Source organism: Vibrio sp. 704 (assembly GCF_033339295.1).
The window spans coordinates 105087-129969 of sequence record NZ_JAWOUH010000009.1 but is presented as its reverse complement, the minus strand read 5'-3'; the positions used below and the strand labels follow the sequence as shown (position 1 = coordinate 129969).

The following is a 24883-nucleotide window of genomic DNA, read 5'->3' as shown; positions in this document are numbered from 1 at the left end:
AAATGTAAACGATGAGACTATTTACTCTGTAAGCGCGTACACTAAGGAATCCGATGTATACATTTGTTGCAGACAAATTGGATGTGGTTTATTTATCAACGATACCAGAAAACTACCAGTTACAAGACTTTGACGTGCCTGAAGAAGAACTCGAAATTCGTGAAATTGTAGAGGTATGGTATGAGTGTGCGTTTCTTCCTGACTTTAACCTTCAACACATCGACATCGAAAACAAAACCGCATTAGTCGAGACACAAGCGCAAGTCGTAAACAACTACACAAGTACGCTCGCTTTTTTACTCAAAAGTCGTACTTATCGCGCAGCACTTAACCGATTATTGAGTGTATGGAGATTGGAGGCAGCAGCTAAAGCACAGCTTGAGCTGCTGTTACTTACGGAAGAACAGAGTAGCAAGCCAGTAAATTAATCGGCTAGGATAAGGGGCTAAAAATCTTAAACCCAACCATCGAATCGGAGACGTTTCTGCACACGTTCAACCGCCTCTATCTGCATCTGACGAACACGCTCGTTAGACACGTTTAACAACAGGCCTATTTCCGACAAGGTTTTCACTCTCTGGTCAAATAATCCGAATCGATGGATTAAGACTTTCTGCAACTTAGTTGGCAAGGTTTTAATAATATTTTCAATAGCTTGAGTAAAGCACTGGTTTTCACAGTCTTGTTGTGGATCTGGCGTATACTCACTTTCACACAGTTCAAGAACAAATGGAACACGATGAAGGTCCGCAGTGGTCGATACATCAATAAAACCACTAAGAGCAACAAGTTCATCTATACGCTCTGCTTTCACCCCTGAGCAGCGTGAGAGTTCAGAAATAGACAACTCCTTGCTCTCACTTTTTGACGCATCGAGCTTTTTTAAAGCCAGGCTATTTATCTCTTTGCACACATGAGCAGGTAAACGTACCGTGCGGCCATTGTTCATTAATGCCGCTTCTATATTCTCGCGAATCCACCATACCGCATAAGTAGAAAAACGGTAGCCTGGCTCAGGATCGAACTTATCGACCGCTTTTATCAAACCAATGTTACCTTCTTCTATTAAATCGAGCAGAGTAAAGTTATTGCCTGGCCGTTTGAGGTAGCCTTTTGCGATTTTCACAACAAGTCGAAGATTAGACTCAATCAACATTTCGCGCGCTTCTTCATCACCAGCTCGATTAAGTTTGGCGTAATGCAACTCCTCTTCACGAGACAACAAATCAATCCCCACAATATCTTTGAGATAGTGAGCATAAGGGTCTTTCCCAACTGACAACGATTCTTTCATTGACAGTTCATCCGTGACAGCTCGGAACCTAGCAAAGCATTCGTTGTTCATTCCCCGTCCTTCTCAAGCCAACTTATTTCTTATCTTCTTTAATTGTTTTTGTACAACACCGTATGCATCATGCTTTATATGCATTACTTTACACTGAGTGTAGACAGGGGTTCTGATCTTTACCAAGAAATCACTTATCACTTTAAAACAATTACTGCTTCTATGATAAAAACGTGAGCAGGCGGGGGTTTATATATATGAAAGTGATAGTATTTGTACGCAAATTGGCCTCAAAGAAAACAACGCAACGTGATCGTCAACGCTTACCACGTTACTCTAACTAAAACTTTGAGGCTTGAGGATGGTTTGAAGTATCAGTTGAATTAGCGAGATCTAATTCACTTGACGAAGCGCAGGTTGAAGCTGACAGTCTGTTATAACTTGGAAAACTGCACGATTCTTTCCTTCAGACTTACCTTGATACATCAACTCGTCAGCATCTTGCAAGCTCTCGATGTGGGTAAACTCAGGATAGTAAGCACAGCCCAAACTGATACTCAAATGAATTGCTTGTCCACCCAGTATAACAGGCTGATCGTAAACGGCTTTACAAAGCATATTGGCAAAATTGAGTGCTTCTCGCTCTGACAGAGACGACGTAACGAGTGCGAACTCTTCTCCTCCAATTCTCGCCAATGTCATTCGGTCATCAGTCATCGACTTAGCGGCTTCTGCGATGGCAACTATTGCTCGGTCTCCAGCAAGGTGGCCATATCGATCATTGATTGATTTAAAATCATCAATATCAAACACCATCACCGTTAAGTTTCGCTTCAAATGATTCAGTAGCGCCAATTGCTCAATCAGGTGTCTACGGTTGTATAGCTTTGTGAGAGAATCCGTCAACGTCATCTCCAGCAATTGCTGATTGGCAATCGTTAATTGCCTTGTCCGAAGAGCAACCATACGTTTGAGGGCAAAAATATGATAAAGCGTTGCAATCGCCATAATGAAAATAGCAATAGGGAAAAGATAAAGTGGATAAACCGTTTTCACCACACTCCAACGGGTGAGGATCCGCTCACGATCCGTATCGATGACTTTTTCAAACGCTCTTGATACCTCTAAAATGGAAGTTGCACTGTGCATTCCTGCTGCAATCCGAAGATCTTTACTATATAAGCTAATTGTCGGGACAAACATACCCGCTCCCGGCGTGGTTGCCATATAAAAGTTAGCAACTTGCAGGTCTGCAACAAAGTACAGCACCTTTTTATCGACGGCGGCTTGTATCATCGAATCATTGTTAATGTATTCTGCGATAGGTGCATTCGGATAATTCGTCTGAACAAACTCAGACTCGTAACTTCCTTTAACAACGCCAATTGGCAGCGTCATTTCGCCAGTTAAAACACTCCTGATATCAACCGAAAGTACATCTTTATTTACGTACAATTTGGTTTGGATAGGCATTATGACTGCGCCAAAGTCCATATACTTCGCTCTTTCGGGCGAGTAGACAAGTCCTCCGTGAAAGTCAGCCTTACCCTCTTTTACGGCTTGCAAAGAAGCATCCCAATCCAAAAGGAGAAACTGAACGTCGATTTGGTTGTTCGCCGCGTACTCTTTCCAAAAGTCGATTAAAATACCTTTAGGTTCACCATCTGGGCTAAGGTAAGAGAACGGCTTCCACGCTTTGGAGTTAGCAACAATTAAAGAATGAGACTCTGATTTGTGCGCATGCGCCATCGGACAAATGGACAGCCACAGTAGTAATAAAGAAGCACACGCTTTTTTACATTTGCAACCATAAGTACCATAACTCGTCGATGACATACCTACTTCTCACCAGTCTTTTTAAACCATAATCTCGGCTGTTTGATTAGACTAAAGATATAGTAGAGTTGCATAAGACAGGAAGTGACGCTTATTGATATGAATCTAACTTAGTAAGTTTTAGTACTTAATTGGTACTTTCAACGCCTGGTTCGCTGAAGCAGTTGAAGCATTTGAAGCATTTGAAGCAGTACATGATAAATTAGGAAAACTTATCTGGTACTAAAAAATTGAATATCATCAGTTTTGCAAACACCTAGTACCAATAAAAAAGCCCTATTCAAAATCCACCTTGGGGAGAACTTTGAATAGGGCTCTTTGCTTCTATGCTTCATTTTACGGCTGAAGCTACCTTTACCTTTTTTCGCTTTAACGACTCGTGTTTGGAACAGCTGACTGGTAACAACCGCTTTTAACGCGTTGTCTTTGATTTCACCTCTGCCGAAGTCGGTCTCATGTTGTGAGCCACTCGGTTGAGGACTGATTTTACGCTTTGCCATAAATCCTCCTTAATGGTCGAACCAGATTGGACAATAATTATATAAATAAGTCAAATTTATAGATTTAGTTGAATTTTATGCTAAAAAACTTCACATCACCGTCATTTATTTGAAATTTAATCAAAAACATGCTGGTTAAATAGTGACTAAATACAAATATTTGTCCATAAAGCACTAATATATGTTGACTCTTCGTGGAATTAACCTAGACTCAAACACGGCTAGAAAGAAAGTTCTTTGTTTTCACATTTCGTTGGATTACTTGTAACCCGTCGTCCTGTGGTACGCAATAGCAATTTATTTTTCCACGCTATAAGCGCCGTTGAGGCGAAAGATTACATTATTTAGATATTTAGGAAATAGACATGTCTAACACAGCTACTGGCACAGTTAAGTGGTTCAACGAAACTAAAGGCTTCGGTTTCATTCAACAAGAAAACGGTCCTGACGTATTTGCTCACTTCTCTGCAATCACTGGTGACGGCTTCCGTACTCTAGTTGAAGGCCAGAAAGTAGAATTTGTTATCTCTCAAGGTCAAAAAGGCCCTCAAGCAGAGCAAATCAAAGTACTTTAATTCTTAAAGAATTTGATACGATAGCCAGCTTTTAAAGCTGGCTATTTTTTTGCCTAAAACTTATTTTGCCAACAAAACGATATAAATCTATGGCTCTTAAACCAACCATTTACAAATTTCGTATCGCCATTTCCGATATGAATAATGACTATTACGATTCTAAAAATCTAACTATCGCCCTTCACCCTTCTGAAAAGCCGCAACGAATGTTGGCTCGCATTCTAGCTTACTGTTTAAATGCTCAAAGCAATCTGGAGTTTACAAAAGGACTCTCTACGATTGAAGAGCCTGATTTATGGCATGTTGGCGATGATCAAAGCATTACTCACTGGATTGAAATTGGCGAACCAGAACCAGACAGAATTAAGAAAGCTTCTCGCCTAGCAAAGCATGTAAAAGTTTACACTTATAACACCAAAGCGGCTGTCTGGTGGGACAAAATGTCAGGAAAGTTCTCAATGCTTCCCGTCAACGTAGAGAGCTTTGACTATGACGCTATCGACTTGATTTGTCAGCACCTTGACCGAGGTACTAGCCTTTCTGTTATGATTACTGGCAGCTCAATTTTTGTTGATATCAATGATCAACATATCGAAGTAACGGTGAAGGAACTAAAAAACCATGACGTCTCTTAGTGAACTGAGTCAAGAGATGGGATTTGAAGAAATCCCCTTTGTTAAAGAACATAAAGCAGCAAAGCGACGTTGGTTAAAAGAACAGTCACAACTATTTACAAAAGTTTGTGAGAACAAACCCACAACAGCACCTACTCTTCACCTGCTTGGCCTTTTGACCAAATCACATATTGAAGCAAGTGCTAACTACGAGCAACATGCTCACTCTACCCAGCGTATGCAGCAAGTTCTGACTGACTCCTTGGGTAATGAGCACGCGGATAAGTTTACTAACCAATCTGCTGAAGACCTAATCTTAGTCACCCACCTTTGGTTATACACGCAAGGCTATTTAAATATGGATTTCAGCTTGGCGCACGATCATGCTGAGCAGACTCAAAATACATTGCAGCATGAGCTTGTCATGAAACGCATGGACGTTGATGGATTCAGAACCGAACTCATGCAAAGTTTTTATCAAGGTAAAGAAGCCCGTCCGGCTTCAGCAAGTGGCTTTTGGGGTTGGTTTAAACGTCTATTTTCCGCATAAAATACATGGTTTTATCCATTTCAAACAACTGATAGACTTCACGCTCAGTGCAACAAGCATCATGATTGCATTCTTAAAGGACAATTACCCAATGAACATCAAGGGATCATTATGAAGTTTATCCGTTGGATTTTAGGCAAGTTTATCTTATTGCTGAACGCGGTGTTCTCACCTCGTGGTATTAAGCGCACCGCAGAAGAACAGCAACGTATTGATGAAAAAGCGAAACAATACGCACTTTACCAATTTGAAGCCTGCCCTTTTTGCGTAAAGGTCCGCCGTGCAATGAAGCGTCAATCGGTGAACATTGAGCTACGTGATGCAAAAAATAACCCGACTCATCGAGCTGAACTAGAGCAAGGTGGTGGGCGAGTTAAAGTCCCTTGCCTTCGTATCGAAAAAGATGGCGAAACACAGTGGTTATACGAGTCATCTGACATCGTCGCTTACGTTGAAAAAGAATTTGCCTAAGTTCCCCCTATGAACATTGGCGGATGTAAAAGAGGCACCTAACGGTGCCTCTTTTCTATTTTTTCTCGCTAAATGTTGCCGTGCGAGCTTTCCTTATTCAGTCTTCTTGCTCAACTCCGAACTTAAACTCCATTAAGCAAATAACGAGTATGCGAGAACAACACAACGAAGATTACCGCCTAACGTCTGCGTTATTCATCCACGATCAATGTTAGCTCTACGCGCCGATTGCAAGCTTTACCACTCGCTGTCGCATTGCTGCACTTCGGTACATACTCTCCGAAGCCTCTAGAAAACACTCGTTGACGTGGAATACTCGTCGCCAATAGTTGTTTTTCTACTTCACGAGCTCGCTTTTCAGATAGCGTGTCATTGAAGCTTTCAGCTCCCGTGCTATCCGCATGACCATCAATCACGACATCAACATCAGTTCTTCCAGCCAGATAGTGACCAATGTTTCGAATCCAGTCTTGAGATTGAGCAGATAACCGTGCAGAGCCCGTTTGAAAATGCACTTGCTCTTTCAAACGTATCATCAGGTGACCACCACTGAGCGTCTCGTGAGGAATGTTATGCCTGCTCAGGAACATTTCCAGAGAGGTCACGTTTTGCGACTTTTTTACTGACGCCCTCGCCGTTTGATATGAACGAGGGGAAGAAGCCACATTGGATACGCTCGGGTATCCCCATTCTGGGTGTCTCAGCTCAGTGTTTGATTTAGGAGCTGTATCTAAAATGTTCCCACCTGGGACCATATCTTGATCGAGGCTACTGCACCCGGCCAGAATGCCACAAACAATTAATAACCAATGCTTCATACCATTACCAACGTAGAAAAACTCTTGTTCATTGTGTCGACAAAACACGCCGAATCTTTAGCGCTTTTGTCCACCGATTGGTTTGTCTATGCAGCGTTCATGCCACTGGAGTCAATGCCAAATCATCTCTCAAATAAAAAGCAACACTAAAATACCCTACCCTTACAGCCCATACGTCAGGCTAAGTCTGTTACCAATGGTCTCACTTTATTGTTATTTAATGGTTTTAGTCACTATCGTTAACCGATAAACTAACGCAAATTTCTCATTTAGAGCACTACTATGTTAAAAACCATATCGAAAGGCTTTGCTGTTGTTGTTGCCGTAATGGCTTTGTCGGCATGCGATAGCGGCAAGAGTCAGCCTCAGCAAGGCAAACAATACGAAGTTTTGCCAGTATCCCTTGAAGAATATGATTTAGCTCCCCTGACTGAAGCATTCTCTTTAACTTGTGGCCACTGCCGCTCAATGAAAGAGTTTGTCCCTCAAATTGAATCATTGACCGATCAAAGCGTTGAAAAAATGCATGTAACGTTCAATGAAAGTGCACAAGTGAGCGCCATCATCTTCTATACTGCCGTAATGCAGCTTGAATCAACACCAGATAAAGCGTTTATGGCAGATCTTTTTACTGCTGTGCAAATGGGTGCCGATGCAACGGCTGAGGAACGCCAAATCGCTGTTGAGAAAGCTTTTGAGTCTCGCAACCTTATCAGCCCTTACCATTTAGATGAAGCACAGCAAAAAACGCTGTTTGAGTACATCACTAAGGCAGAAGCGATCACGACTCGCGGCCAAATTAACTCCGTTCCAGCCTTTATCGTAAACGGAAAATATCAAGTGATTACTGGTGGTCATGACAGCGTTGAAGCCATGGCAGAAACCATCAAATTTTTGCTAAAACAACCTAAATAGACAAGGAGATTACGTGTCTAAATTTTTGCTTCCTCTTATTATTTTTATTTTGGCGGGCTTTTTCATTTACCGTACTTGGACAAACCATAAAGTAGCAGATGACAACTTTGCCAAAGGCCAAGCATTCTTACTAGAAAATGCGAAAAAAGAAGGCGTTATCACAACAGAAAGTGGCCTTCAATACATGGTTCTTGAAAAAGGCGAAGGTGAGGTTCACCCAACTGCAACAAGTAAAGTAAAAGTACACTACCACGGCACCTTGATTGATGGCACGGTATTCGATAGCTCTGTTAATCGTGGTGAGCCGATTTCATTTGGTCTTAACCAAGTCATTAAAGGCTGGCAAGAAGGCCTACAATACATGGTAGAGGGTGAGAAAATCCGTCTATTCGTACCAAGCACGCTTGGCTATGGTAAGAGTGGCTCTGGCCCAATTCCACCAGCAAGTGTTTTGATCTTTGATGTTGAACTGCTAGAAATTCAATAAATCTAGAAAGCTTTGTCTTAAAGCCAAAGTATCAAAACCAAAAACGCCGCGAACCACGCGGCGTTTTCTGTTTTAAGAGAGGTTAAAAACCAATATAGTGATCCGAAAGCAATGCAATGAACAACGCCAAAAGATGATAGATAGAGAATTTAAACGTCTCCATCGCGGTATTTTGCTCTGGTGCATATTTTAGCTTCCATGCATGGTACATAAAGCCAACATTGAGTAGTAGCGAAGCAAAAAGATACACCACGCCGACCATGCCAACCAAAACCGGTAGAACACAAACCAAAGTCAATAGCACCGTATACAACAGAATAGAAGTTTTGGTGTACTCAATGCCGTGTGTCACTGGCAGCATGGGAATATCTACCTTGCGGTAATCCTCGACACGATGAATAGCGAGAGCCCAAAAATGTGGTGGCGTCCAGATAAAAATGATCATCACGAGCAGCCAAGCATTCGCATGTAATTGCCCTGTTACAGCAGTCCAACCGAGAAGAGGCGGCATCGCACCGGCAATCCCTGCAATGACGATATTTTGGGGCGTAGCACGTTTGAGGTACATTGTGTATACCATCGCATAGCCGAGCAAACTCATCAAAGTCAACCATGCCGTCAGCGGGTTGACCATCGCATATAGAAGTACAAACCCTAAGACACCTAAAACTGTAGCGAAGGCTATCACCGATGATGGTTTAGTCTCACCCGATGGCAATGGTCGTTTGTGTGTACGTGCCATTCTCGCATCAATTCGGCGGTCAATTAGATGATTAAACGCTGCCGCAGACCCTGCCATCAGACCAATCCCCGTTAGGCCAACTACCGCCTGCAACCAGGGGAAATCATCAACCGGGGCTAAGCTCATACCTACTACTGCCGTCACCAACATTAACGCCACCACTTTAGGTTTCGTTAACTTCAAATAAACGGAACTTAGTCGCTTTCGCCCATTTAACGACAGCGCGATTTCTTTACTCATAGCGAACTCCTTTCGCGGTGTAATTCCAAGCCGTTTTACCCTGCCACAAGTAAAACTGGCTAACACAAACGAGACTCAACATAACAGCGGCACCAAGGTTGTGCGCCACCGCGACATAGATAGGAAGTTGAAATACTACGTTGCTTACACCCAGCATAATTTGGCACACCAGAGTGAATAACAACCACCCTCCGATTCTCTGTGAATGATGAGAATCTTGCCTCATAAGCCCAACACTATAAGCCAATACCACGGTGGCGGTAACAATAGCACCTATACGATGAGTGACGTGTATAGTCATTCTTGCCGGATACTCCAAGACACCAAATTCATAATTCTCGAATCCAGTTTGCCAGAAAGAAAACGCTTCTTTCCATGAGAGATGGCTCATCCAGTCTCCCTCACAAATCGGCAGTGTGGTACACATCAGCGCAGCATAATTTGACGAAGTCCATCCTCCAAGGAGCACTTGCACCAAAACAACCAGAAAAACCAACAATGAAAAGCCTCTCAGAGAGCTAGAAGATGGAGAGAAATAGAGATTGTTTTGCGCTTTTAATTGGCAGTAAAAAATCGCCTGTAACGCCAATAAAACAAAACCACCGAGCAAGTGAAGCATCACGATGACGGGCATTAATTTAAGAGTAACTGTCCACATTCCCAAAAGTGCCTGCCCAATCACCAATACGCTTAGCAACATCGGAATGATTGAATTTACACGCTCAGACCTTACTGATATTGCAGCCATCGCAAAAATGACTAAACCTAACGTTCCTGCAAAATAGCGATGAATCATCTCAAGCCATGCTTTCTCATGCTCTACTGCCCGCTCGGGGAAGTTCAGGTTAGCACGTATGACGTCTTCTTCTTGATGCGGCACAGAAAAGTGCCCATAACAACCAGGCCAATCCGGGCAACCTAACCCTGCATCTGAAAGGCGAGTATATGCCCCTAACATGATCACCACGAGAGTTAGCAGCAAACTGAATCTAACCAACTGAATTAATTTCATATGCACTTCCTCTAACCGACTCGTGACAGTTTTAAGAGCTTGCGTAAGTCCGCCAACATACCTTTATTCAATAGGACTAAGTCCTCATTTGGTTTCGGCGAGTAAGACATCACCAGTTGCCCAAGAGGATCAACGATCAACATTTGCCCAGGTTTCACTTTTGCGGTAACCAATTCATTCATTTGCATCGCTAACATCGATACTTCTATGGGATCTGAATGCTCAGTCTGCCAAACGACTGGCACTACTCGCTCTTGATACTTACCTAAAGCAACATGGCTTTGCTGAAGCAGGTAAAGCTGCTGTTTACACTCTTCAGTGCATTCGTTAGGTAATACATAAGCGAGTTGCCAACCATGGTCTTTGAGAGGTGACTCTTGACCAAGTTGCTCTAACGTCGTGTATGGTTCGACTAACTCGCCTCTATTAGTCACTCCGCTTTGATACCACCCTTGTGTGAGAATGACTTTTGCAATGACAGCGGGAAGCGCGAACGTACAAACCAGCGCAATCAACATTAGTCGTCCTTTGGTTACTTTAGGTGTCATGCTTCACCTCCATGTGACGCAACTTTTTTTGCCAACGAACAAAAACAATTAAAGTCAGTAATAAGAAAACACCTGCCATCGAAAACCATTGAATCGAATAGCCAAAATGTTTGGCACTATTGAGTGGCAATGGATTCCAAGGAAAGTCATAGGGCCAACGAGTTAAATTGTCTGGCTGCAAGACTGCGGGCATAAGTTCAATATTCAGTAGCTGATTCAATTGCGCGATGTTTAGGTTTTGCACGCGAATAACATCGCCAACTTCCGGCATTAACTCTGAGCTCAGTGGATTAGTAGATTTTCGGTACAGGCGTCCTGTGATGAAAGTCGAATTATCGAGTTTGGTGACCGTTGGTAACACTGAGCGTTCTGCTCTTCCCTCGACAAAACCAAGCTCCAATAACGCATAGGCACTAGGCTCATCGCTCGTCAATACAATCTGAAATGCTAAATATCCCACACTGCCTTGATGCGTTTGGTTATCTAACAAAATTACGGGAAACGCCTGAGGAACAACATTAACTTCCACTTTTTTCCCGAGGATACTTTCCTCTCGCCAGTCGTTGTCTTCAAGAACGACGCTTAGTGCTTGGTACGCACTATCCGCACGCGCGAGAATGGCTTGTTCCAATGCTTGTTTTTCTTGCCCTCTCTCAAACTGCCAAAAACCCAGTTTGACCAAAAGAGAAAACACAACCACAGTTAAACCAACTGCAACCCAAAACCGTTTCGATAGCCATAATTGTCTTGATAACAACAATGATGAAACCGGAGGTGCCATGTCCACCGTATTTCTATTCAAACTGACGCTTGTCCTTTTGCTGCTTTTCATTATCTTCAACCTCGCAAAAGCGCTTATCGAAATGGTTCGTGAAGACCCAGATAATCCTGAAAAAAGAGACAAACCCATGAGTCATTACTTAGGCCGTCGAGTCATGTTCTCCGCTTTGGTGGTCGTCCTTTTGCTTATTGCGCTCAGCTCGGGTTGGCTAGCACCAAACCCTCGCCCTTATTAGTCGAACGAAGAGTTCACACTGCGCCTAAAGTACGTAAACAAACACAAACAGACATAACCAAACCACATCCACGAAATGCCAATACCAGCTGCCCGCTTGAAAGGCAAAATGGTTCTTTGGCGAAAAGTGATCTTTAGCGATTCTGAACAGCAGCACGATCAAGAAGATAGTCCCAAGACAAACGTGTAAACCGTGGAACCCCGTCAACATGAAGAACGTGTTACCGTAAATACCGGACTGCAACGTGAGCCCTATGTCTTGATAAGCATGAACATACTCAACCGCTTGGTAATATAGGAAAAAGCCAGCAAGTACGATGGTTATCTCTAACCAAACAATCAGTGCCGTTCTTTTGTCTTGTTCAAGGCTTATATGCGCCATATGTAGCGTAATAGACGACAATAGCAGCAAGATAGTATTGGTAAGGGGTATGCCCTGCCACGGCATAGCTTGTGTTGTTTCTCCCCCCGGTGTCAGTGTGAGTGGCCACATCGCTTCGAAGGTTGGCCACAGGACTTCGTTAGTCATGAAGTTATTATCTGCCCCACCTAACCAAGGCACAGAAATCATTCTGGCGTAGAACAAGGCACCAAAAAAGGCACCAAAAAACATCACTTCAGAAAAGATAAACCAGCTCATTCCTTGGCGAAAAGAACGAGTAATTTGCGAGCTGTATTTTCCATTCAGTGATTCAGTAATCACATTACTAAACCAACCAGCCAACATGTAAAGCAAGAACAAGAAGCCCACCGCTAGCACAATGCCACCAATGGTTCCCACTGCACCGTCACTTTGTGTCCCCTGGACGGTCATGCCCGCGCCAACAGCAACCAAAAACAGAGCAAATGCACCGATGATCGGCCAGCTACTTTGAGCGGGAACATAATATGTTCCTGGCTTGTTACTCATAATTTCTCTCCTTACTGACCAATCTTGGTCTGTATCTCTCTCCCTGAGTGGCTAAGAGCCTGTAGGAGGGGGAAGTTTATAGAGTGTGTAAGACAGCGTTAACGTGTGTATAGACTCCGGCAAGTCCGGTTCGATATAAAAAATCAACGGCATTTGAGCTTGCTGTTTACCATCCAGAGGCTGCTGGTTAAAACAAAAACACTCAATCTTATTGAAGTAAGCAGCTCCAGTCCCGGGAGAAACAGAAGGAACGGCTTGCCCCACCAACTTCTGCCCACTTTCATTAAATGCAAGGTATTCGGTTTGCACGACTTCACCTGGGTGAACATCCATCGAAATCACTTTGGGTCTAAACTCCCAAGGCATATCTGGGCTGACATGCGCCATAAACTCCACGCGAATAGTTCGGCTCATGTCCGGTTGCATACCTGTCGGTTGAATGGCGGCCACTTCACTTGTCTTTCCATTGATTCCCAGTGCGTCGCACATCACGTCATAAAGTGGGACCAGTGCATAGCCGAAGCCAAACATTAACAGGGTCGCCAAAAGCAACTTCACTGTGAGCTTCTTGTTTGATGGATTCGGTTTCATGTCACTCACCCCACTCTTTGCTAGTCAATCTTAGGCGGTGTAGTAAACGTATGATGTGGCGCAGGGCTTGGCACTGTCCACTCTAAGCCCTCCGCACGTTCCCACGGTTTTGCAGAAGCCTTTTCCCCGCCACGAATACACTTGATCACCAACCATAAGAAGATCAGTTGTGACAACCCAAATGCAAACCCACCAATTGATACTATTTGATTAACATCAGCAAACTGAATGGCGTAATCCGGTATGCGTCTTGGCATGCCCGCTAAGCCTAGGAAGTGCATTGGGAAAAACAGGACATTGACGGAAATAATTGAGCACCAGAAATGCCATAAACTCAGCTTGTGGTCGTACATATTGCCCGTCCACTTAGGTAGCCAGTAGTATGCCGCTGCCATGATCGAGAATACCGCACCAGATACCAACACATAATGGAAATGGGCAACCACGAAGTAAGTGTCATGATATTGGAAGTCCGCCGGCACAATCGCCAACATCAGTCCCGAGAAGCCACCAATGGTAAACAGCACAATAAAGGCAATGGCAAACAACATTGGCGTTTCAAAGGTCAGAGCTCCACGCCACATGGTGGCAACCCAGTTAAAGACTTTAACCCCCGTTGGTACCGCAATCAGCATAGTGCAATACATGAAGAAGAGCTCAGCAAAAACTGGCATCCCCGTGGTAAACATGTGGTGCGCCCACACAAGGAAAGATAACAATGCAATGCTGCACGTCGCGTAAACCATCGAATGATAACCAAACAGCTTCTTACCACTGAAAGCAGGCAGAATGGCGGAGATGATTCCAAACGACGGTAAAATCATGATGTACACTTCTGGGTGACCAAAGAACCAAAAGATGTGTTGGAACATTACCGGGTCACCACCACCAGCTGCGTCAAAGAAGCTAGTCCCGAAATATTTGTCAGTAAGAACCATGGTCACCGCACCCGCTAATACCGGCATAACCGCGATTAGCAAGAAAGCGGTAATTAACCAAGTCCAAACAAACATTGGTAACTTGAACCAAGTCATTCCCGGAGCTCGCATATTTACGATCGTCACGATAACGTTGATCGCGCCCATAATGGAGCTGATACCCATGATATGAACAGAGAATACAAACAGCGCAGTGCTATCCGGGCCATAAGTCGTGGACAGCGGAGCATAAAACGTCCAACCAAAATCAGGACCGCCGCCAGGTAAAAACAACGAGCTCAACAAAATAAGAAATGCAAAAGGTAAGATCCAAAAGCTCAAGTTGTTCATGCGCGGCAGCGCCATATCTGGAGCGCCGATCATCATCGGGATCATCCAGTTAGCAAGCCCCGTAAATGCTGGCATCACCGCACCAAATACCATCACTAAACCGTGTACCGTGGTCATTTGATTAAAAAACTGCGGATCGACTAGCTGTAGCCCTGGCTGGAACAGTTCGGCACGAATGATCATAGCCATCGCACCACCTGTTAGAAACATCGCAAAGCTAAACCAAAGGTAGAGGGTGCCTATGTCTTTATGGCTTGTAGAATACAACCAACGAGTGATGCCCTGGGGTGCATGATGCTCGTGACCATCATCAATCGCAATGGTACTGTTCGCACTGGCCTCTGCTGGCGCAGACTTCACTGCCTTATCTATTGGCTTACTCATATTTCCTCCTTAGCACTGCCTTGTGCCTTAAAGGCATTCACATCGGATGCTTGCACTGTATCGCCAGTATCGTTGCCCCATGCATTTCGTTGATATGTGATAACCGCGCCAATTTCTTTGTCACTTAACTGATTAGAAAAAGCCTGCATTGCGGTGCCCGGGCGACCGTTGACAATAATATCTATGTGCTCTGTAACATCTCCGGTTGCAATAGGACTGCCTTTAATCGCGGGAAATGCACCCGGAATCCCCTCACCATTTGCCTGATGACACACAGCGCAACGCGCCGTGTATATCGATTCGCCTTGCGACATCAATTCATCCATAGATAAGTCTTGAGAGAGCGCTTCTTGTGCCGCCGCTTTTTGAAGTGCGAGTTCTTGCTTCTTACTCGCTAGCCATTCATCGAACTTTTCTTCTTCCATCGCATGCACCACCACCGGCATAAATCCGTGTGCACGACCACATAGCTCCGCACATTGGCCGCGATATACGCCTGGCTCATCAATTCTTGTCCATGCTTCATTAATAAAACCTGGAATGGTGTCTTTCTTGACGGCAAAGTCCGGTACCCACCAAGAGTGAATGACATCATCAGAAGTCATCAAAAAACGCACTTTGCGATTCACAGGCAACACCAAAGGGTTGTCTACTTCCAGTAAGTAATGTGCGCCTTTAGCTTCGATTCCATCAATTTGTTTTTGGCTGGTGGCAAGCAAACTAAAAAACTCAACATCTTCGCCAAAATAGCTGTAATGCCATTTCCATTGCGAGCCTGTGATCTTGACCGTGATATCCGATTGGCTTGTGTCTTCCATTGCTACTAGAGTTTTTGTTGCGGGAATCGCCATAGCGACAAGAATGATGATGGGTATGACCGTCCAAATAATTTCCACTTTTGTGCTTTCATGGAAATGTGCTGCAACTGCTCCTTTTGACTTGCGATGACGGAAGATGGAATAGAACATCACACCAAAAACAATCAAAGCAATTACACAGCAGATATAGAAAATCAGCATATGTAATTCATACACTTGCCCACTTATCTCTGTGACCCCTTTTGTCATGTTGTAGTCATTTTCCTTTGACCAACCAAAAGAGGAAAATGTGATTAAAATCACATTCAGTGATAAGGCTAGAGTAGTCGTTAATCTTTTCAAAAGATCTCTCCTCTGCTCAGCCGCTACGCCTACGCGAGCTTCCTTGCGTCCCGATGCAAATATCGAACAACTTTACGAAAAGTCACAAAAACTACGATTTCGACACGGTTTGTTATATTTATGTTAAAAGGCTAGTTATAGTTCCAAGGTTCTTCAAGAAATTAAATATGATTAAATTTTGTTCGGATAAGAAAAATTAATTCGGTTTATCGATTGCCCTCTTTGAAATGTAATTGAGAACCATTTACATTGATTTAAAAGAAAACATTGAGATACTTACCAAACGAAGTGTCCAAGAAAGTAGGCTCCCCCTACTAAGGAATGACTGATATGACAGCACTAATTACGCAATGGCTAGAACGAGACCCTGATCCTAAGACTCGTGAAGAGCTACAACACCTCGTCGATACGAACAATGAACAAGAACTTACTGATCGCTTTGGCTCACGCCTTGCCTTTGGTACTGCAGGCTTACGTGGCAAAGTGGGCGCAGGTCCAAACCGAATGAACCGCTTGGTGATTCAAGAGACCGCCACTGGTTTAGGGAACTATTTGCTTGAGAAAGTCAAAGATGCCGCGAGTCGTGGTGTCGTTATTGGCTACGACGGTCGTCCCGATTCAAAACAATTCGCGCATGATACCGCATCCGTACTGACGGCCCTTGGTATCAAGGTTTACCTAACGTATGACGTTGCAGCAACCCCAATTGTTGCGTTTGGTGTCCGTACATTGAATGCTGCGGCCGCTGTTGTTGTTACTGCCAGCCACAATCCACCAGAATACAATGGCTTTAAAGTATATTGGGAGAATGGCGCACAGATTATTCCTCCGCACGACTCTGGAATCGCAGCGAAAATTGATGACGCAACAACGAAGCCATTACCTTTAATGTCTCTCGATGATGCAAAACAGCACGGTTTGTTAGTTTGGTTGGAAGACGACTACTACCAAACTTACCGTAAGACAATGAATGAAAACGCGCTGCTTACTCCTGACAACAATACCGATATATCTATTGCTTACACCGCAATGCATGGCGTTGGCGCGAATATGGCGGAAACGCTACTTGCCGACGCAGGCTTCCAAAAAGTGGCAAGTGTTAAGGAACAGCGCGAACCTGATGGAAGCTTCCCAACCGTCAACTTCCCAAACCCTGAAGAAGCCGGTGCAATGGATATGGTGATGGCATTAGGTAAGTCCGTAGATGCCGATATCGCTTGCGCGAACGATCCAGATGCGGACCGTTTTGCCGTGGCAGTTAAACGCCTAGATGGCGAGTATCAAATGCTAACAGGTGATCAGGTGGGCTCACTGTTTGGCGATTACTTGCTGGAACAGCAACCTAACGCTTTGGTTGGCAACACCATCGTATCCTCAAGAATGCTGAGCAACATCGCTAAGGCGCATGGCGCACAATACTATCAAACATTAACTGGCTTTAAATGGCTTACTAACGTTGCCATGGAACAAGAGACAGAAACCAACCCATTCTTGTTTGCTTATGAGGAAGCGCTCGGTTACACCGTGGGTAACAAGGTGTGGGATAAAGATGGTTTATCTGCAATCGTCGCGTTTTCACAGCTAACAGGCAAGCTTAAAGCACAAGGCAAAACACTGTGGGATAAACTGGAAGAGCTGTACCGCGAGCACGGTTTCTACTTCAACGCACAACGCAGCATCGCTCTCGACCCGAACTCTCCACCAATCGGCGACAAACTCCGAGCAAATCCACCAACAGAGATTGCTGGTAAAAAAGTTGCAGTAACCGAAGATCTAAAAACATCGGTTCGCATGTTTGACGACGGCTCTGAAGAATCCATTGACTTACCGGCAAGTGACGTATTGATTTATCACCTAGAAGATCAATCACGCGTGATTGTTCGTCCTTCTGGTACTGAGCCAAAACTAAAATGTTACTACGAAGTCATCAACCTCTTCCCTGCGGATATGAGCTATGAGCAAGCACAGCAAGCAGCGGAAGCGAAGATGAACGAACTTATCGACGCGCACCAGCAAAGTTTGTAAGTCAAAGAGAAACATAGATATTTGATACAACAAGAGGCGCAAATTCGCGCCTCTTTTTTGATTTTCACTAGAACAAGTCAAGCTAACCCGTGCTTTTCCCTAGCCTACAATTTCCTTTTGTAGAAAGTACTTGTGGATGCCCTCTACAGGATAGCCTGAGTACTGCCCCACTTTCTCAAAACCCAATTTGAGATAGAACTCAAGAGCTTGAAAGCTGTAGGTATCCAAATAAACATGGGTAACCCCATGAGGCTTTACTTTTTGTTCTAGCATCGACATTAATTGACTACCGAGACCAGAGGTTCGACTTTCGGCGTCTACCCACAAAAACTCAACAAACACCGTATTTTTAAACATTTCGCCAGTCAAGCCACCCATGATCTTGTCATTCTCATCTTTTGCGAAACAGCCTACAGCATGCACTTCCCCTTCAGGTAAATGCAGTCGGTTATAAGATCGAATACCTTCACGAACAAAATCAAGGTCTGTTTGATCTGGATTTAAACAAAATTCAAGCTTCATATATCCTCTCCTTAGGAAACACCAATATCCTAAAACAAAAAGCCAGCAATTGCTGGCTTTCTGATGGAATATGATAACTTTACAAGGCGAAACTACTCAGCATCCACAACGCCAGAATAACAAACACTAACCCCATTAGTTTATGCTGATACGTGCGGAATTTTTCGTTCTCGAGCAGCCCTTTGCCCAATGTGCCTGCTAACCCAACAAGTAATAAATTGAATGACAAGCCAAGAACGTTCAACAATAACCCTAGCGCTAGCATCTGCTCACCGGAAGATGCCGTGATATTGCTTGAGACAAACTGCGGCAAAAACATTACAAAAAAGACCAAGGCTTTAGGGTTAAGCAAATTACTCATCAAAGCACGTTGATAATAAGTTGATGCCATTTTGTTTTGACCATCAAGCTCTGGAGCCGAAGATGCCTCAGCTCGTAAGCAGTCCCAACCCATTTTTAACAAGTAAGCGCCACCTAGTAGATGAAGGACTTTAAGGGCTATTGGGCTCATGGCAATCAGGGTAGATACGCCCATCGCAGCAAGCAAAGTAAGAATAACACCAGACGTCGCATTGCCTAAGCTAGCAAAAAGACCGACCTTCTTACCGTAACTCATACTAGAACTCGCTATCAGCAACATATCGGGCCCTGGTAACAGCAACAAAGCCACTACTGCGGTGAGATAAACAGGAAGTACAGATAAATCAATCATGATGGAACCGCTTTTCTACAACAAGGCGGCGAATGTTATACCAACAAAATAACATCATCCAGCCCAAAATAGCCAAGATAAATCAAAAAATAAAAATCATAGTTTGCCCAGCTGAAAAATAGCAATCAATTCGCCTGTTTATCAAAATCGAATAGCAATTTTGTACAAAAATAAGCACGATGGATCCATTACACTTCTAAAATGATTTTCTTGAGCAGACCGGATAAAGATGAAAGAAAAGAATAAGGAAATCGCTACCTTCAAGATAGCTCAAGAGCTCGGCGGTTTAGAACTTCTCGATGCAAAGTATGAGAAGCAGAATTTTTCACGCCATAGCCACGAAGGTTACACTATTGGTGTCATCGAAAAAGGGGCACAACAATTTTTTAGGACGGGCGGGAATCATATCGCGCCACAGGACAGCATCATCCTTGTTAATGCAGATGAAGTACACAACGGACATTCAGCCTCGGAAGGCGGCTGGGAATACAAAGCAATGTACCCCGTACCTCAGCAGTTTCAAACTTTAGGACAAGAGCTTGGTTCACCAAATGTAGCTCTGCCCTATTTCCCTCAACCTGTGGTTTACGATCCTGAGCTGGCTAGTCAGTTACGATTGGTATTTGAAACACTAGAAAAATCAGACAACCGTTTGTTGAGAGAAACTTTGGTTTACGGCACGTTGATTAAGCTAGCCAGTAAACACAGCACTCATCGGGCACCACTGAAAGAATCAACCAGAGCTCAGCGACAAGTGCAGCTAGTCAGAGAATTTTTGGAAGACTTTCCACAAACGGACGTCTCACTAGAAGAACTCGCCAAACTGTCTGGATTAAGCCCTTTTCATCTGCTGAGAGAGTTTCAAAAGCAATTTGGCTTTCCGCCTCATGCCTATCAAATTCAGCAACGTTTACGTATGGCGAAGAAGCTACTAAAAATGGGACAAAAAATTTCAGACGTGGCACAAGAATGCGGCTTCCATGATCAAAGCCATCTGCATCGACACTTTAAAAAAGCCATGGGCGTCACTCCCGGCCAATACGTCCGTCACAGCTAAAGCAGCAATATTGTACAAGGCGTTATGCGACTACCGAGCTATCTTGGTAATCTGATTTAGGAATAAATAAGAAGAAACTATGGACCACACTTTGCCGTTACAAAAAGAATCAAAAGCCACGCTATTTTGGCAAGGTACACTTGCGATGATGCCTCTGAGTATCGCAGTGCTCCCTTGGGGCTTACTCGCAGGCTCATTCGCAATTGATACTGGGCTTCACCCTTTGGAAGGACAAGCACTATCCGCCATTTTGTTCGCAGGTTCTGCACAGCTCGTCGCGATGGGAATGATTAAAACGGGAGCAGGTCTAGTGACCATGTTACTGACAACGTTTTTTATCACCTCTCGACACTTCCTCTACAGTGTATCGATGCGCAGTAAAATTGCACCGCTCCCTCTAAAATGGCGATTATCACTCGGCTTCTTACTTACTGACGAGCTGTTTGCGATTGTAGGCCACCATTCCGATAAACAATTTAATCGCTGGTATGCACTTGGGGCTGGTCTGAGTTTTTACCTGTTTTGGAATGTCGCGACATTGACGGGCATTATTGCGGGAAGTCTAATCCCTGAACTGAACGAAATGGGTTTGGAATTTGCTGTGGCCGCAACTTTTATCGCAATTGTAGTTCCGACTATTAAAAATGCAGCGGTGCTCGCGAGTGTTCTTGTGGCTTTGGTGAGCTCGGTTGCCCTAACCTATTATCAAATTGAGGGAAGTTTGATGATTTCGAGCATTTTAGCCATGCTTACTGGTTACTTTGTGGAACAAGTAAAGGAGAAACGCTAATGATCATGTTGGCTATTTTACTGATGACGGTACTTGTTTTCACCAGCCGCTACTTGTTTTTAGAACCCAAGCTGCCATTGCGATTAGGGACGCGCACTCAAAAAGTACTCAATTACGCTAGCCCCGCAGTACTGACTGCGATCTGGGCACCTATCGTTTTCATTCCCGATGGGGAGCTCAGCGTCAATGTGCAAAACCCATTTTTACTGGCTGCCGTACTGGCTGCTTTAATCGCTTATTTTACTAAAAATGTTCTTTTAACGACGGTTATCAGTATGGTGGTATTTCTCGTTCTACGAATTTGGCTTTAATCCGCCAACCACTCAATCTCCAACAAGGTGACATCGCCACACTTTAATCGACCAAGGAAGATGTCACCTTCATGTACCTCACCAACGCCCTTTGGTGTACCGGTCATCACTACATCACCATCTTGAAGTGTTGTGTAACTGGTTAATTCATCCAGGATAGTTAGCGGCGGATAGAGCATTTGGTTAACGTGACCTTTTTGCACACGAACACAGTTGATTAAGAGCTCAAGGTTAAGATCATTGATATCAATGTTATCCAAAGAGACAAACCGACTAAACACAGCAGAGCCATCAAATGCCTTAGCTCGCTCCCACGGCAACCCCTGATTTTTAAGCGAGGATTGCAAACCACGCTTGGTCAGATCCAATCCCAAACCAACCGCTGAATAACGTCCATCCTTGATCAAAAAGCAGATTTCAGCCTCATAATGAAGGGGCTCTTGATGGAATGAACGCAGAGTTGTTGATACGGAAGTTGCGGGTTTATTAAATACCACCATTTGCTCAGGCATTGCATTATTAAGCTCATGAATATGTTCAACGTAATTTCGTCCAACACAAAGCACTTTACCCACTTCTACTTTCTTTTCTTCAACTTGAATAACACTCATCATTCTTCCCTGCAAAACAAAAATCCCATCATAATCTAACCTATTGACTTAACGACACTAAATAGCAACCTCTAGTGTAAAAAATAAGACATTCACCCCGTTTTGAGTTTTGTATCATCTAATTGAAACAGCAAAGTATTTGTAAAACAAATAGACAAAAAAGCCAGCACGAGGCTGGCTTTAGATCAATGAGCTTGAATAATAGTTCTCGCTAAACCCTATTATAGGTAGTAACGAGCACCTAACGCCCATTTGTCATCAGTTTCACGACCATTGTCGTCATTTAGGTCAAACTGGTAACCCGCGTAACCAACAAATTTAGGCGTGAAGTTGTATTCTGCTTGTAGTGCCATTTCTTCACGAGCAGTTTCTGTTTTAGAGTTCTTAAACTCTTTACCTTCCACCATCTCATAGTTAACACTCAAGTTTAGGCTGTTCGCCAGAGCGTATGCGATGATCGCCTCGTACGCATCACTTTCTTCTAAACGGTCACCTTTTGCACTGAAGTTCATGTTTTCGTTTGAACCATAAACTGCAGCAAGGAATAGGCCTTGGCCGTACGCACCGTAAGATGCTGATACAACGTGTGATTCCGCCGTGTGCTTACCTGCATATGCAGGGTGCTGGAAATCACCGCCATTGTAAGAGTAACCGATTTTAGCGCCCATGATTGAGTAAGAAAGCGCAGCTTGCACACGGTCATCGTATTTAGCACCGCCAGTTATAACTCCAGCATCGTTGCGCGTGTAATCATCGTTTGCACCCTGCCAACCAAGACCAAAGTTGATCACACCCGCTTCACCCAGCTCGATGGCATTACGGTAAGAAAGCATTTTATCCGCACGGCCAGTGCCAAGGTTTCCATGATCGTCATAGATGAAGTCGTTGGCAAACGCGATTGGCATATCTGCAATACCTGCGACATCGTAGTAAGGTGACCATTGCGTACCACCTACTGCACGACCATAAACCTCATGTGTTATACCTAAGTAACCTAGACGAGTTTTAAACGACTCTTCACCACCGTCTAAGTAGTTTAGCGCCCATTCACCACGTGCGTCTGCGGTGAAGCCATTACCCAAATCCTGTGTCGCAGAGATATTGATACGAGGAGAGTTAGTACCCACATCCGTGTCACCTTGCTCTGATCCATTTAAATTAACAGAAACGTGGCCGCCCATCGAAAATGTTGTGCCATCGTTATTATATAGTTCCACTGCAACTGCTTGAGTACCGAAGGTTGCTGCCGCGATTGCCGCTGCTAATAATTTTTTATTCATTTCTAAATCCATTACTTATTAGTTGGTTAGTCAGTTTTAGACCCGGCTTTGGTTCACTTTCGTAAAAACGAAATGATGAACAAAGAGAGGAATACAAAGGCTATCCGAGGCATCGTTTCCACCAGATTACTTTTACCTTTGTGTAACAACTGCCGACACTTTATTTGATTAGTTCCTGACAACCGAGTGAAAAGATCTCAGACAAAACCTAAAAAGCAATCGTTTACTTAGTCTTTAAGAAATCGAGAAATAAAAACCTTACAATAAGAAATGCTTTAGAGAGAGTTAGCTCACAAATAGCTGATGATTCGCTATTTTTAGGCCAAACTTCCCTGCCAAATTGAAATATTTACTTACATTTAGGGTCAAGAAGCAATTCAGGAACTTTTTGAAAAAAAACACAGTCTTTAACGGAGAGGAAAAAACCTCAAAAAAGATAAACCTTTCTTTTTATAAGTGGTATGAGAAGGGGAACTTATTCTTTCCAGCAATAAAAGTGCAATCAAATCATAACTTAACAGAAATCTATCTTTCATTTTCAGCCTTTACCTTAGCGTCATCAACACATCGGGCAAGAAAGCCCATCGATTACAACTAGGGTAATAAGAAAATGAAAAAGGCACCACTAACTACTGCAATTCTTACAGCATTGGTATCAGCACCATCATTCGCAGCAACTGTATACAAAAACGACGGTACTGAATTAAAAGTTGGCGGCCGCGTTGAGTTTCGTGGTGACTTCATCGGTTCAGACGGTGCTGAAGTTGAAGGTTCTATGGAAGATAAAAGCCGTGCTCGTCTTAACCTAAAAGGTAAAACAGACATCGGCAACGGCCTTTCTGCTTTCGGTGTTTACGAAGCCGAACAAAAAACGGGCAAGAGTGAATTCAAAAACCGCTACATGTATGCAGGCGTCGACTCTGATATCGGTGCTTTCTCTGTAGGTCGTCAAGACATGGCTGCAGTCATCATCTCTGACATGACGGATATCACTGAATTCTCTGGTGTTCAGCAAGTTATTGATTCGTCTTCTGATAAGCAAGACAGCGTTTTCGCATACCGTGGTGCGTTTGATGCACTACAACTTCAAGCAACCTACCAAGCAAACTCTAGCGATAACGAAGATAAATACGGCATCTCTGGAATGTACTCACTACCAATGGGCCTCGACTTTGGTCTTGCATACTCTGGTGGCGATGTAGATAAAGATAACTCTGAAGATCAAATTCTAGGTGGTATCGCTTACTCGATGGACAACCTTTACCTAGCAGGTACTTATTCTCAAGGTTCCCTGACTGACTCTGAAGACTTTACGGCTTACGAGCTAGTCGCAAGCTACAAAGTAGCTAGCAAAGTGACACTTGCAGCTCTATACACAGCTCAAGAGAATGATCCAGACAACGGTTCAAAGTACGACACCGTTGAAGGTATCGAGCTTGTTGGTTACTACAAACTAAATAGCAACTTCCGTACTTACCTGTCTTACTACATCAACCAACTTGATGAAGCAAAAGATGCAACAACAGGTCTAGTAACAGAAGGCGAAGATACACTGCGCCTAGGCGTACGTTACGATTTCTAATTCACTCTTGTCCTAAGAGCGAGTCCACTTGGCCAGCACCTTTGCTGGCCATTTTTTATGTAACCCAACACA

General features: G+C 43.8%; 29 protein-coding genes. 13 read left to right on the top strand and 16 right to left on the bottom strand.

Annotated elements, in window-relative coordinates; all coding sequences use genetic code 11:
• The first annotated feature begins 53 nt into the window (after positions 1-53).
• Positions 54-428 (top strand): hypothetical protein, encoded by a 375-nt coding sequence (locus tag R7R24_RS14250; RefSeq protein ID WP_005375619.1) that lies wholly within the window; start codon positions 54-56, stop codon positions 426-428.
• A gap of 26 nt (positions 429-454) precedes the next feature.
• On the opposite strand, the gene R7R24_RS14245 is transcribed toward R7R24_RS14250, so the two are convergent.
• From R7R24_RS14245 to R7R24_RS14235, 3 genes are all read right to left on the bottom strand, one after another.
• Complete coding sequence (locus tag R7R24_RS14245) at positions 455-1345, bottom strand: RNA polymerase sigma factor RpoD/SigA (RefSeq protein WP_017635872.1); 891 nt, start codon at positions 1343-1345, stop codon at positions 455-457.
• A gap of 333 nt (positions 1346-1678) precedes the next feature.
• Positions 1679-3121: a diguanylate cyclase domain-containing protein gene (locus R7R24_RS14240; RefSeq protein ID WP_206947012.1), complete on the bottom strand. Its 1443-nt coding sequence runs from the start codon at positions 3119-3121 to the stop codon at positions 1679-1681.
• A gap of 212 nt (positions 3122-3333) precedes the next feature.
• Positions 3334-3621, bottom strand: coding sequence for an alternative ribosome-rescue factor A (locus tag R7R24_RS14235; RefSeq protein ID WP_206947010.1), 288 nt, complete (start codon positions 3619-3621; stop codon positions 3334-3336).
• A gap of 365 nt (positions 3622-3986) precedes the next feature.
• Between R7R24_RS14235 and R7R24_RS14230 the strand changes: the two genes are divergently transcribed.
• The 4 genes from R7R24_RS14230 to R7R24_RS14215 all read left to right on the top strand — a co-directional run bounded on the left by R7R24_RS14230 (position 3987) and on the right by R7R24_RS14215 (position 5831).
• Complete coding sequence (locus R7R24_RS14230; RefSeq protein ID WP_005375625.1) at positions 3987-4196, top strand: cold-shock protein; 210 nt, start codon at positions 3987-3989, stop codon at positions 4194-4196.
• An 89-nt stretch (positions 4197-4285) separates the two neighbouring features.
• The gene (locus R7R24_RS14225) at positions 4286-4831 is read left to right on the top strand and encodes a YaeQ family protein (protein WP_005375627.1); all 546 of its coding nucleotides are present in this window, start codon (positions 4286-4288) and stop codon (positions 4829-4831) included.
• Positions 4818-5360 carry a hypothetical protein gene (locus R7R24_RS14220; protein ID WP_206947008.1) on the top strand — a complete coding sequence of 181 codons (543 nt, stop codon included), beginning with the start codon at positions 4818-4820 and terminating at the stop codon, positions 5358-5360. The genes R7R24_RS14225 and R7R24_RS14220 overlap by 14 nt, the downstream gene beginning before the upstream one ends.
• Positions 5361-5471: 111 nt before the next feature.
• Positions 5472-5831, top strand: a complete 360-nt coding sequence (locus R7R24_RS14215; RefSeq protein WP_017821596.1) for a glutaredoxin family protein — start codon at positions 5472-5474, stop codon at positions 5829-5831.
• Between the two features lie 191 nt (positions 5832-6022).
• On the opposite strand, the gene R7R24_RS14210 is transcribed toward R7R24_RS14215, so the two are convergent.
• Positions 6023-6649, bottom strand: a complete 627-nt coding sequence (locus R7R24_RS14210; RefSeq protein ID WP_053308082.1) for an OmpA family protein — start codon at positions 6647-6649, stop codon at positions 6023-6025.
• A gap of 282 nt (positions 6650-6931) precedes the next feature.
• Between R7R24_RS14210 and R7R24_RS14205 the strand changes: the two genes are divergently transcribed.
• Positions 6932-7564, top strand: coding sequence for a thiol:disulfide interchange protein DsbA/DsbL (locus tag R7R24_RS14205; RefSeq protein ID WP_213883640.1), 633 nt, complete (start codon positions 6932-6934; stop codon positions 7562-7564).
• A gap of 13 nt (positions 7565-7577) precedes the next feature.
• The gene (locus R7R24_RS14200; RefSeq protein ID WP_191115891.1) at positions 7578-8051 is read left to right on the top strand and encodes an FKBP-type peptidyl-prolyl cis-trans isomerase; all 474 of its coding nucleotides are present in this window, start codon (positions 7578-7580) and stop codon (positions 8049-8051) included.
• Positions 8052-8133: 82 nt separating this feature from the next.
• Here the strand turns inward: R7R24_RS14200 and cyoE are convergent, their stop codons facing one another.
• The 4 genes from cyoE to R7R24_RS14180 are packed head-to-tail and all read right to left on the bottom strand — an operon-like array spanning position 8134 to position 11374.
• The gene (cyoE, locus tag R7R24_RS14195; protein ID WP_206947006.1) at positions 8134-9033 is read right to left on the bottom strand and encodes a heme o synthase; all 900 of its coding nucleotides are present in this window, start codon (positions 9031-9033) and stop codon (positions 8134-8136) included.
• Complete coding sequence (locus tag R7R24_RS14190; RefSeq protein WP_206947004.1) at positions 9026-10045, bottom strand: COX15/CtaA family protein; 1020 nt, start codon at positions 10043-10045, stop codon at positions 9026-9028. The genes cyoE and R7R24_RS14190 overlap by 8 nt, the downstream gene beginning before the upstream one ends.
• 11 nt (positions 10046-10056) lie before the next feature.
• Entirely contained in the window at positions 10057-10593 is a 537-nt protein-coding gene (locus R7R24_RS14185; protein WP_206947002.1) for a cytochrome oxidase biogenesis cluster protein, read from the bottom strand.
• Complete coding sequence (locus tag R7R24_RS14180) at positions 10583-11374, bottom strand: SURF1 family protein (protein WP_206947026.1); 792 nt, start codon at positions 11372-11374, stop codon at positions 10583-10585. Before R7R24_RS14180 ends, R7R24_RS14185 begins: the two co-directional genes overlap by 11 nt.
• Between R7R24_RS14180 and R7R24_RS14175 the strand changes: the two genes are divergently transcribed.
• Complete coding sequence (locus R7R24_RS14175; protein WP_005375504.1) at positions 11373-11609, top strand: DUF2909 domain-containing protein; 237 nt, start codon at positions 11373-11375, stop codon at positions 11607-11609. The genes R7R24_RS14180 and R7R24_RS14175 overlap by 2 nt on opposite strands.
• 24 nt (positions 11610-11633) lie before the next feature.
• Here R7R24_RS14175 and R7R24_RS14170 read toward each other — a convergent pair whose 3' ends face one another.
• From R7R24_RS14170 to coxB, 4 genes are read right to left on the bottom strand one after another with little or no spacing between them, the layout of a single operon-like run.
• Entirely contained in the window at positions 11634-12518 is an 885-nt protein-coding gene (locus R7R24_RS14170; RefSeq protein WP_054574394.1) for a cytochrome c oxidase subunit 3, read from the bottom strand.
• A gap of 51 nt (positions 12519-12569) precedes the next feature.
• A complete protein-coding gene (locus R7R24_RS14165) occupies positions 12570-13109 on the bottom strand; it encodes a cytochrome c oxidase assembly protein (RefSeq protein ID WP_017821600.1) in 540 nt (179 codons plus the stop codon).
• A 20-nt stretch (positions 13110-13129) separates the two neighbouring features.
• Positions 13130-14761 carry a cytochrome c oxidase subunit I gene (gene ctaD / locus R7R24_RS14160; RefSeq protein WP_005375510.1) on the bottom strand — a complete coding sequence of 544 codons (1632 nt, stop codon included), beginning with the start codon at positions 14759-14761 and terminating at the stop codon, positions 13130-13132.
• Positions 14758-15921, bottom strand: coding sequence for a cytochrome c oxidase subunit II (coxB, locus tag R7R24_RS14155; RefSeq protein ID WP_017821602.1), 1164 nt, complete (start codon positions 15919-15921; stop codon positions 14758-14760). The genes ctaD and coxB overlap by 4 nt, the downstream gene beginning before the upstream one ends.
• Before the next feature lie 330 nt (positions 15922-16251).
• Here coxB and R7R24_RS14150 point away from each other — a divergent pair, with 330 nt between their 5' ends.
• The gene (locus R7R24_RS14150; protein ID WP_206947000.1) at positions 16252-17946 is read left to right on the top strand and encodes a phospho-sugar mutase; all 1695 of its coding nucleotides are present in this window, start codon (positions 16252-16254) and stop codon (positions 17944-17946) included.
• Between the two features lie 99 nt (positions 17947-18045).
• Here R7R24_RS14150 and R7R24_RS14145 read toward each other — a convergent pair whose 3' ends face one another.
• Both R7R24_RS14145 and R7R24_RS14140 read right to left on the bottom strand, forming a co-directional pair.
• The gene (locus R7R24_RS14145) at positions 18046-18468 is read right to left on the bottom strand and encodes a GNAT family N-acetyltransferase (protein WP_206946998.1); all 423 of its coding nucleotides are present in this window, start codon (positions 18466-18468) and stop codon (positions 18046-18048) included.
• A gap of 79 nt (positions 18469-18547) precedes the next feature.
• Positions 18548-19180 carry a LysE family translocator gene (locus R7R24_RS14140; RefSeq protein ID WP_005375522.1) on the bottom strand — a complete coding sequence of 211 codons (633 nt, stop codon included), beginning with the start codon at positions 19178-19180 and terminating at the stop codon, positions 18548-18550.
• A 229-nt stretch (positions 19181-19409) separates the two neighbouring features.
• Here R7R24_RS14140 and R7R24_RS14135 point away from each other — a divergent pair, with 229 nt between their 5' ends.
• The 3 genes from R7R24_RS14135 to R7R24_RS14125 all read left to right on the top strand — a co-directional run bounded on the left by R7R24_RS14135 (position 19410) and on the right by R7R24_RS14125 (position 21338).
• The gene (locus R7R24_RS14135; RefSeq protein WP_005385198.1) at positions 19410-20237 is read left to right on the top strand and encodes an AraC family transcriptional regulator; all 828 of its coding nucleotides are present in this window, start codon (positions 19410-19412) and stop codon (positions 20235-20237) included.
• A 79-nt stretch (positions 20238-20316) separates the two neighbouring features.
• The gene (locus R7R24_RS14130) at positions 20317-21027 is read left to right on the top strand and encodes an AzlC family ABC transporter permease (RefSeq protein WP_054578691.1); all 711 of its coding nucleotides are present in this window, start codon (positions 20317-20319) and stop codon (positions 21025-21027) included.
• A complete protein-coding gene (locus tag R7R24_RS14125) occupies positions 21027-21338 on the top strand; it encodes an AzlD domain-containing protein (protein WP_005385193.1) in 312 nt (103 codons plus the stop codon). Before R7R24_RS14130 ends, R7R24_RS14125 begins: the two co-directional genes overlap by 1 nt.
• Here the strand turns inward: R7R24_RS14125 and R7R24_RS14120 are convergent.
• Positions 21335-21949, bottom strand: coding sequence for a fumarylacetoacetate hydrolase family protein (locus tag R7R24_RS14120; RefSeq protein WP_017635857.1), 615 nt, complete (start codon positions 21947-21949; stop codon positions 21335-21337). The genes R7R24_RS14125 and R7R24_RS14120 overlap by 4 nt on opposite strands.
• Positions 21950-22170: 221 nt before the next feature.
• Positions 22171-23229 carry a porin gene (locus R7R24_RS14115; protein WP_017821605.1) on the bottom strand — a complete coding sequence of 353 codons (1059 nt, stop codon included), beginning with the start codon at positions 23227-23229 and terminating at the stop codon, positions 22171-22173.
• Positions 23230-23839: 610 nt separating this feature from the next.
• Between R7R24_RS14115 and R7R24_RS14110 the strand changes: the two genes are divergently transcribed.
• A complete protein-coding gene (locus R7R24_RS14110) occupies positions 23840-24811 on the top strand; it encodes a porin (RefSeq protein ID WP_206946996.1) in 972 nt (323 codons plus the stop codon).
• Positions 24812-24883 lie beyond the last annotated feature (72 nt).

Bases quoted from the DNA above. Each gene is read 5' to 3' on its own strand.
- R7R24_RS14250 (WP_005375619.1), top strand. From the start codon at position 54: ATGTATACATTTGTTGCAGACAAATTGGATGTGGTTTATTTATCAACG.
- R7R24_RS14245 (WP_017635872.1), bottom strand. From the start codon at position 1,345: ATGAACAACGAATGCTTTGCTAGGTTCCGAGCTGTCACGGATGAACTG.
- R7R24_RS14240 (WP_206947012.1), bottom strand. From the start codon at position 3,121: ATGTCATCGACGAGTTATGGTACTTATGGTTGCAAATGTAAAAAAGCG.
- R7R24_RS14235 (WP_206947010.1), bottom strand. From the start codon at position 3,621: ATGGCAAAGCGTAAAATCAGTCCTCAACCGAGTGGCTCACAACATGAG.
- R7R24_RS14230 (WP_005375625.1), top strand. From the start codon at position 3,987: ATGTCTAACACAGCTACTGGCACAGTTAAGTGGTTCAACGAAACTAAA.
- R7R24_RS14225 (WP_005375627.1), top strand. From the start codon at position 4,286: ATGGCTCTTAAACCAACCATTTACAAATTTCGTATCGCCATTTCCGAT.
- R7R24_RS14220 (WP_206947008.1), top strand. From the start codon at position 4,818: ATGACGTCTCTTAGTGAACTGAGTCAAGAGATGGGATTTGAAGAAATC.
- R7R24_RS14215 (WP_017821596.1), top strand. From the start codon at position 5,472: ATGAAGTTTATCCGTTGGATTTTAGGCAAGTTTATCTTATTGCTGAAC.
- R7R24_RS14210 (WP_053308082.1), bottom strand. From the start codon at position 6,649: ATGAAGCATTGGTTATTAATTGTTTGTGGCATTCTGGCCGGGTGCAGT.
- R7R24_RS14205 (WP_213883640.1), top strand. From the start codon at position 6,932: ATGTTAAAAACCATATCGAAAGGCTTTGCTGTTGTTGTTGCCGTAATG.
- cyoE (WP_206947006.1), bottom strand. From the start codon at position 9,033: ATGAGTAAAGAAATCGCGCTGTCGTTAAATGGGCGAAAGCGACTAAGT.
- R7R24_RS14190 (WP_206947004.1), bottom strand. From the start codon at position 10,045: ATGAAATTAATTCAGTTGGTTAGATTCAGTTTGCTGCTAACTCTCGTG.
- R7R24_RS14185 (WP_206947002.1), bottom strand. From the start codon at position 10,593: ATGACACCTAAAGTAACCAAAGGACGACTAATGTTGATTGCGCTGGTT.
- R7R24_RS14175 (WP_005375504.1), top strand. From the start codon at position 11,373: ATGTCCACCGTATTTCTATTCAAACTGACGCTTGTCCTTTTGCTGCTT.
- R7R24_RS14180 (WP_206947026.1), bottom strand. From the start codon at position 11,374: ATGGCACCTCCGGTTTCATCATTGTTGTTATCAAGACAATTATGGCTA.
- R7R24_RS14170 (WP_054574394.1), bottom strand. From the start codon at position 12,518: ATGAGTAACAAGCCAGGAACATATTATGTTCCCGCTCAAAGTAGCTGG.
- R7R24_RS14165 (WP_017821600.1), bottom strand. From the start codon at position 13,109: ATGAAACCGAATCCATCAAACAAGAAGCTCACAGTGAAGTTGCTTTTG.
- ctaD (WP_005375510.1), bottom strand. From the start codon at position 14,761: ATGAGTAAGCCAATAGATAAGGCAGTGAAGTCTGCGCCAGCAGAGGCC.
- R7R24_RS14150 (WP_206947000.1), top strand. From the start codon at position 16,252: ATGACAGCACTAATTACGCAATGGCTAGAACGAGACCCTGATCCTAAG.
- R7R24_RS14145 (WP_206946998.1), bottom strand. From the start codon at position 18,468: ATGAAGCTTGAATTTTGTTTAAATCCAGATCAAACAGACCTTGATTTT.
- R7R24_RS14140 (WP_005375522.1), bottom strand. From the start codon at position 19,180: ATGATTGATTTATCTGTACTTCCTGTTTATCTCACCGCAGTAGTGGCT.
- R7R24_RS14135 (WP_005385198.1), top strand. From the start codon at position 19,410: ATGAAAGAAAAGAATAAGGAAATCGCTACCTTCAAGATAGCTCAAGAG.
- R7R24_RS14130 (WP_054578691.1), top strand. From the start codon at position 20,317: ATGGACCACACTTTGCCGTTACAAAAAGAATCAAAAGCCACGCTATTT.
- R7R24_RS14125 (WP_005385193.1), top strand. From the start codon at position 21,027: ATGATCATGTTGGCTATTTTACTGATGACGGTACTTGTTTTCACCAGC.
- R7R24_RS14120 (WP_017635857.1), bottom strand. From the start codon at position 21,949: ATGAGTGTTATTCAAGTTGAAGAAAAGAAAGTAGAAGTGGGTAAAGTG.
- R7R24_RS14115 (WP_017821605.1), bottom strand. From the start codon at position 23,229: ATGAATAAAAAATTATTAGCAGCGGCAATCGCGGCAGCAACCTTCGGT.
- R7R24_RS14110 (WP_206946996.1), top strand. From the start codon at position 23,840: ATGAAAAAGGCACCACTAACTACTGCAATTCTTACAGCATTGGTATCA.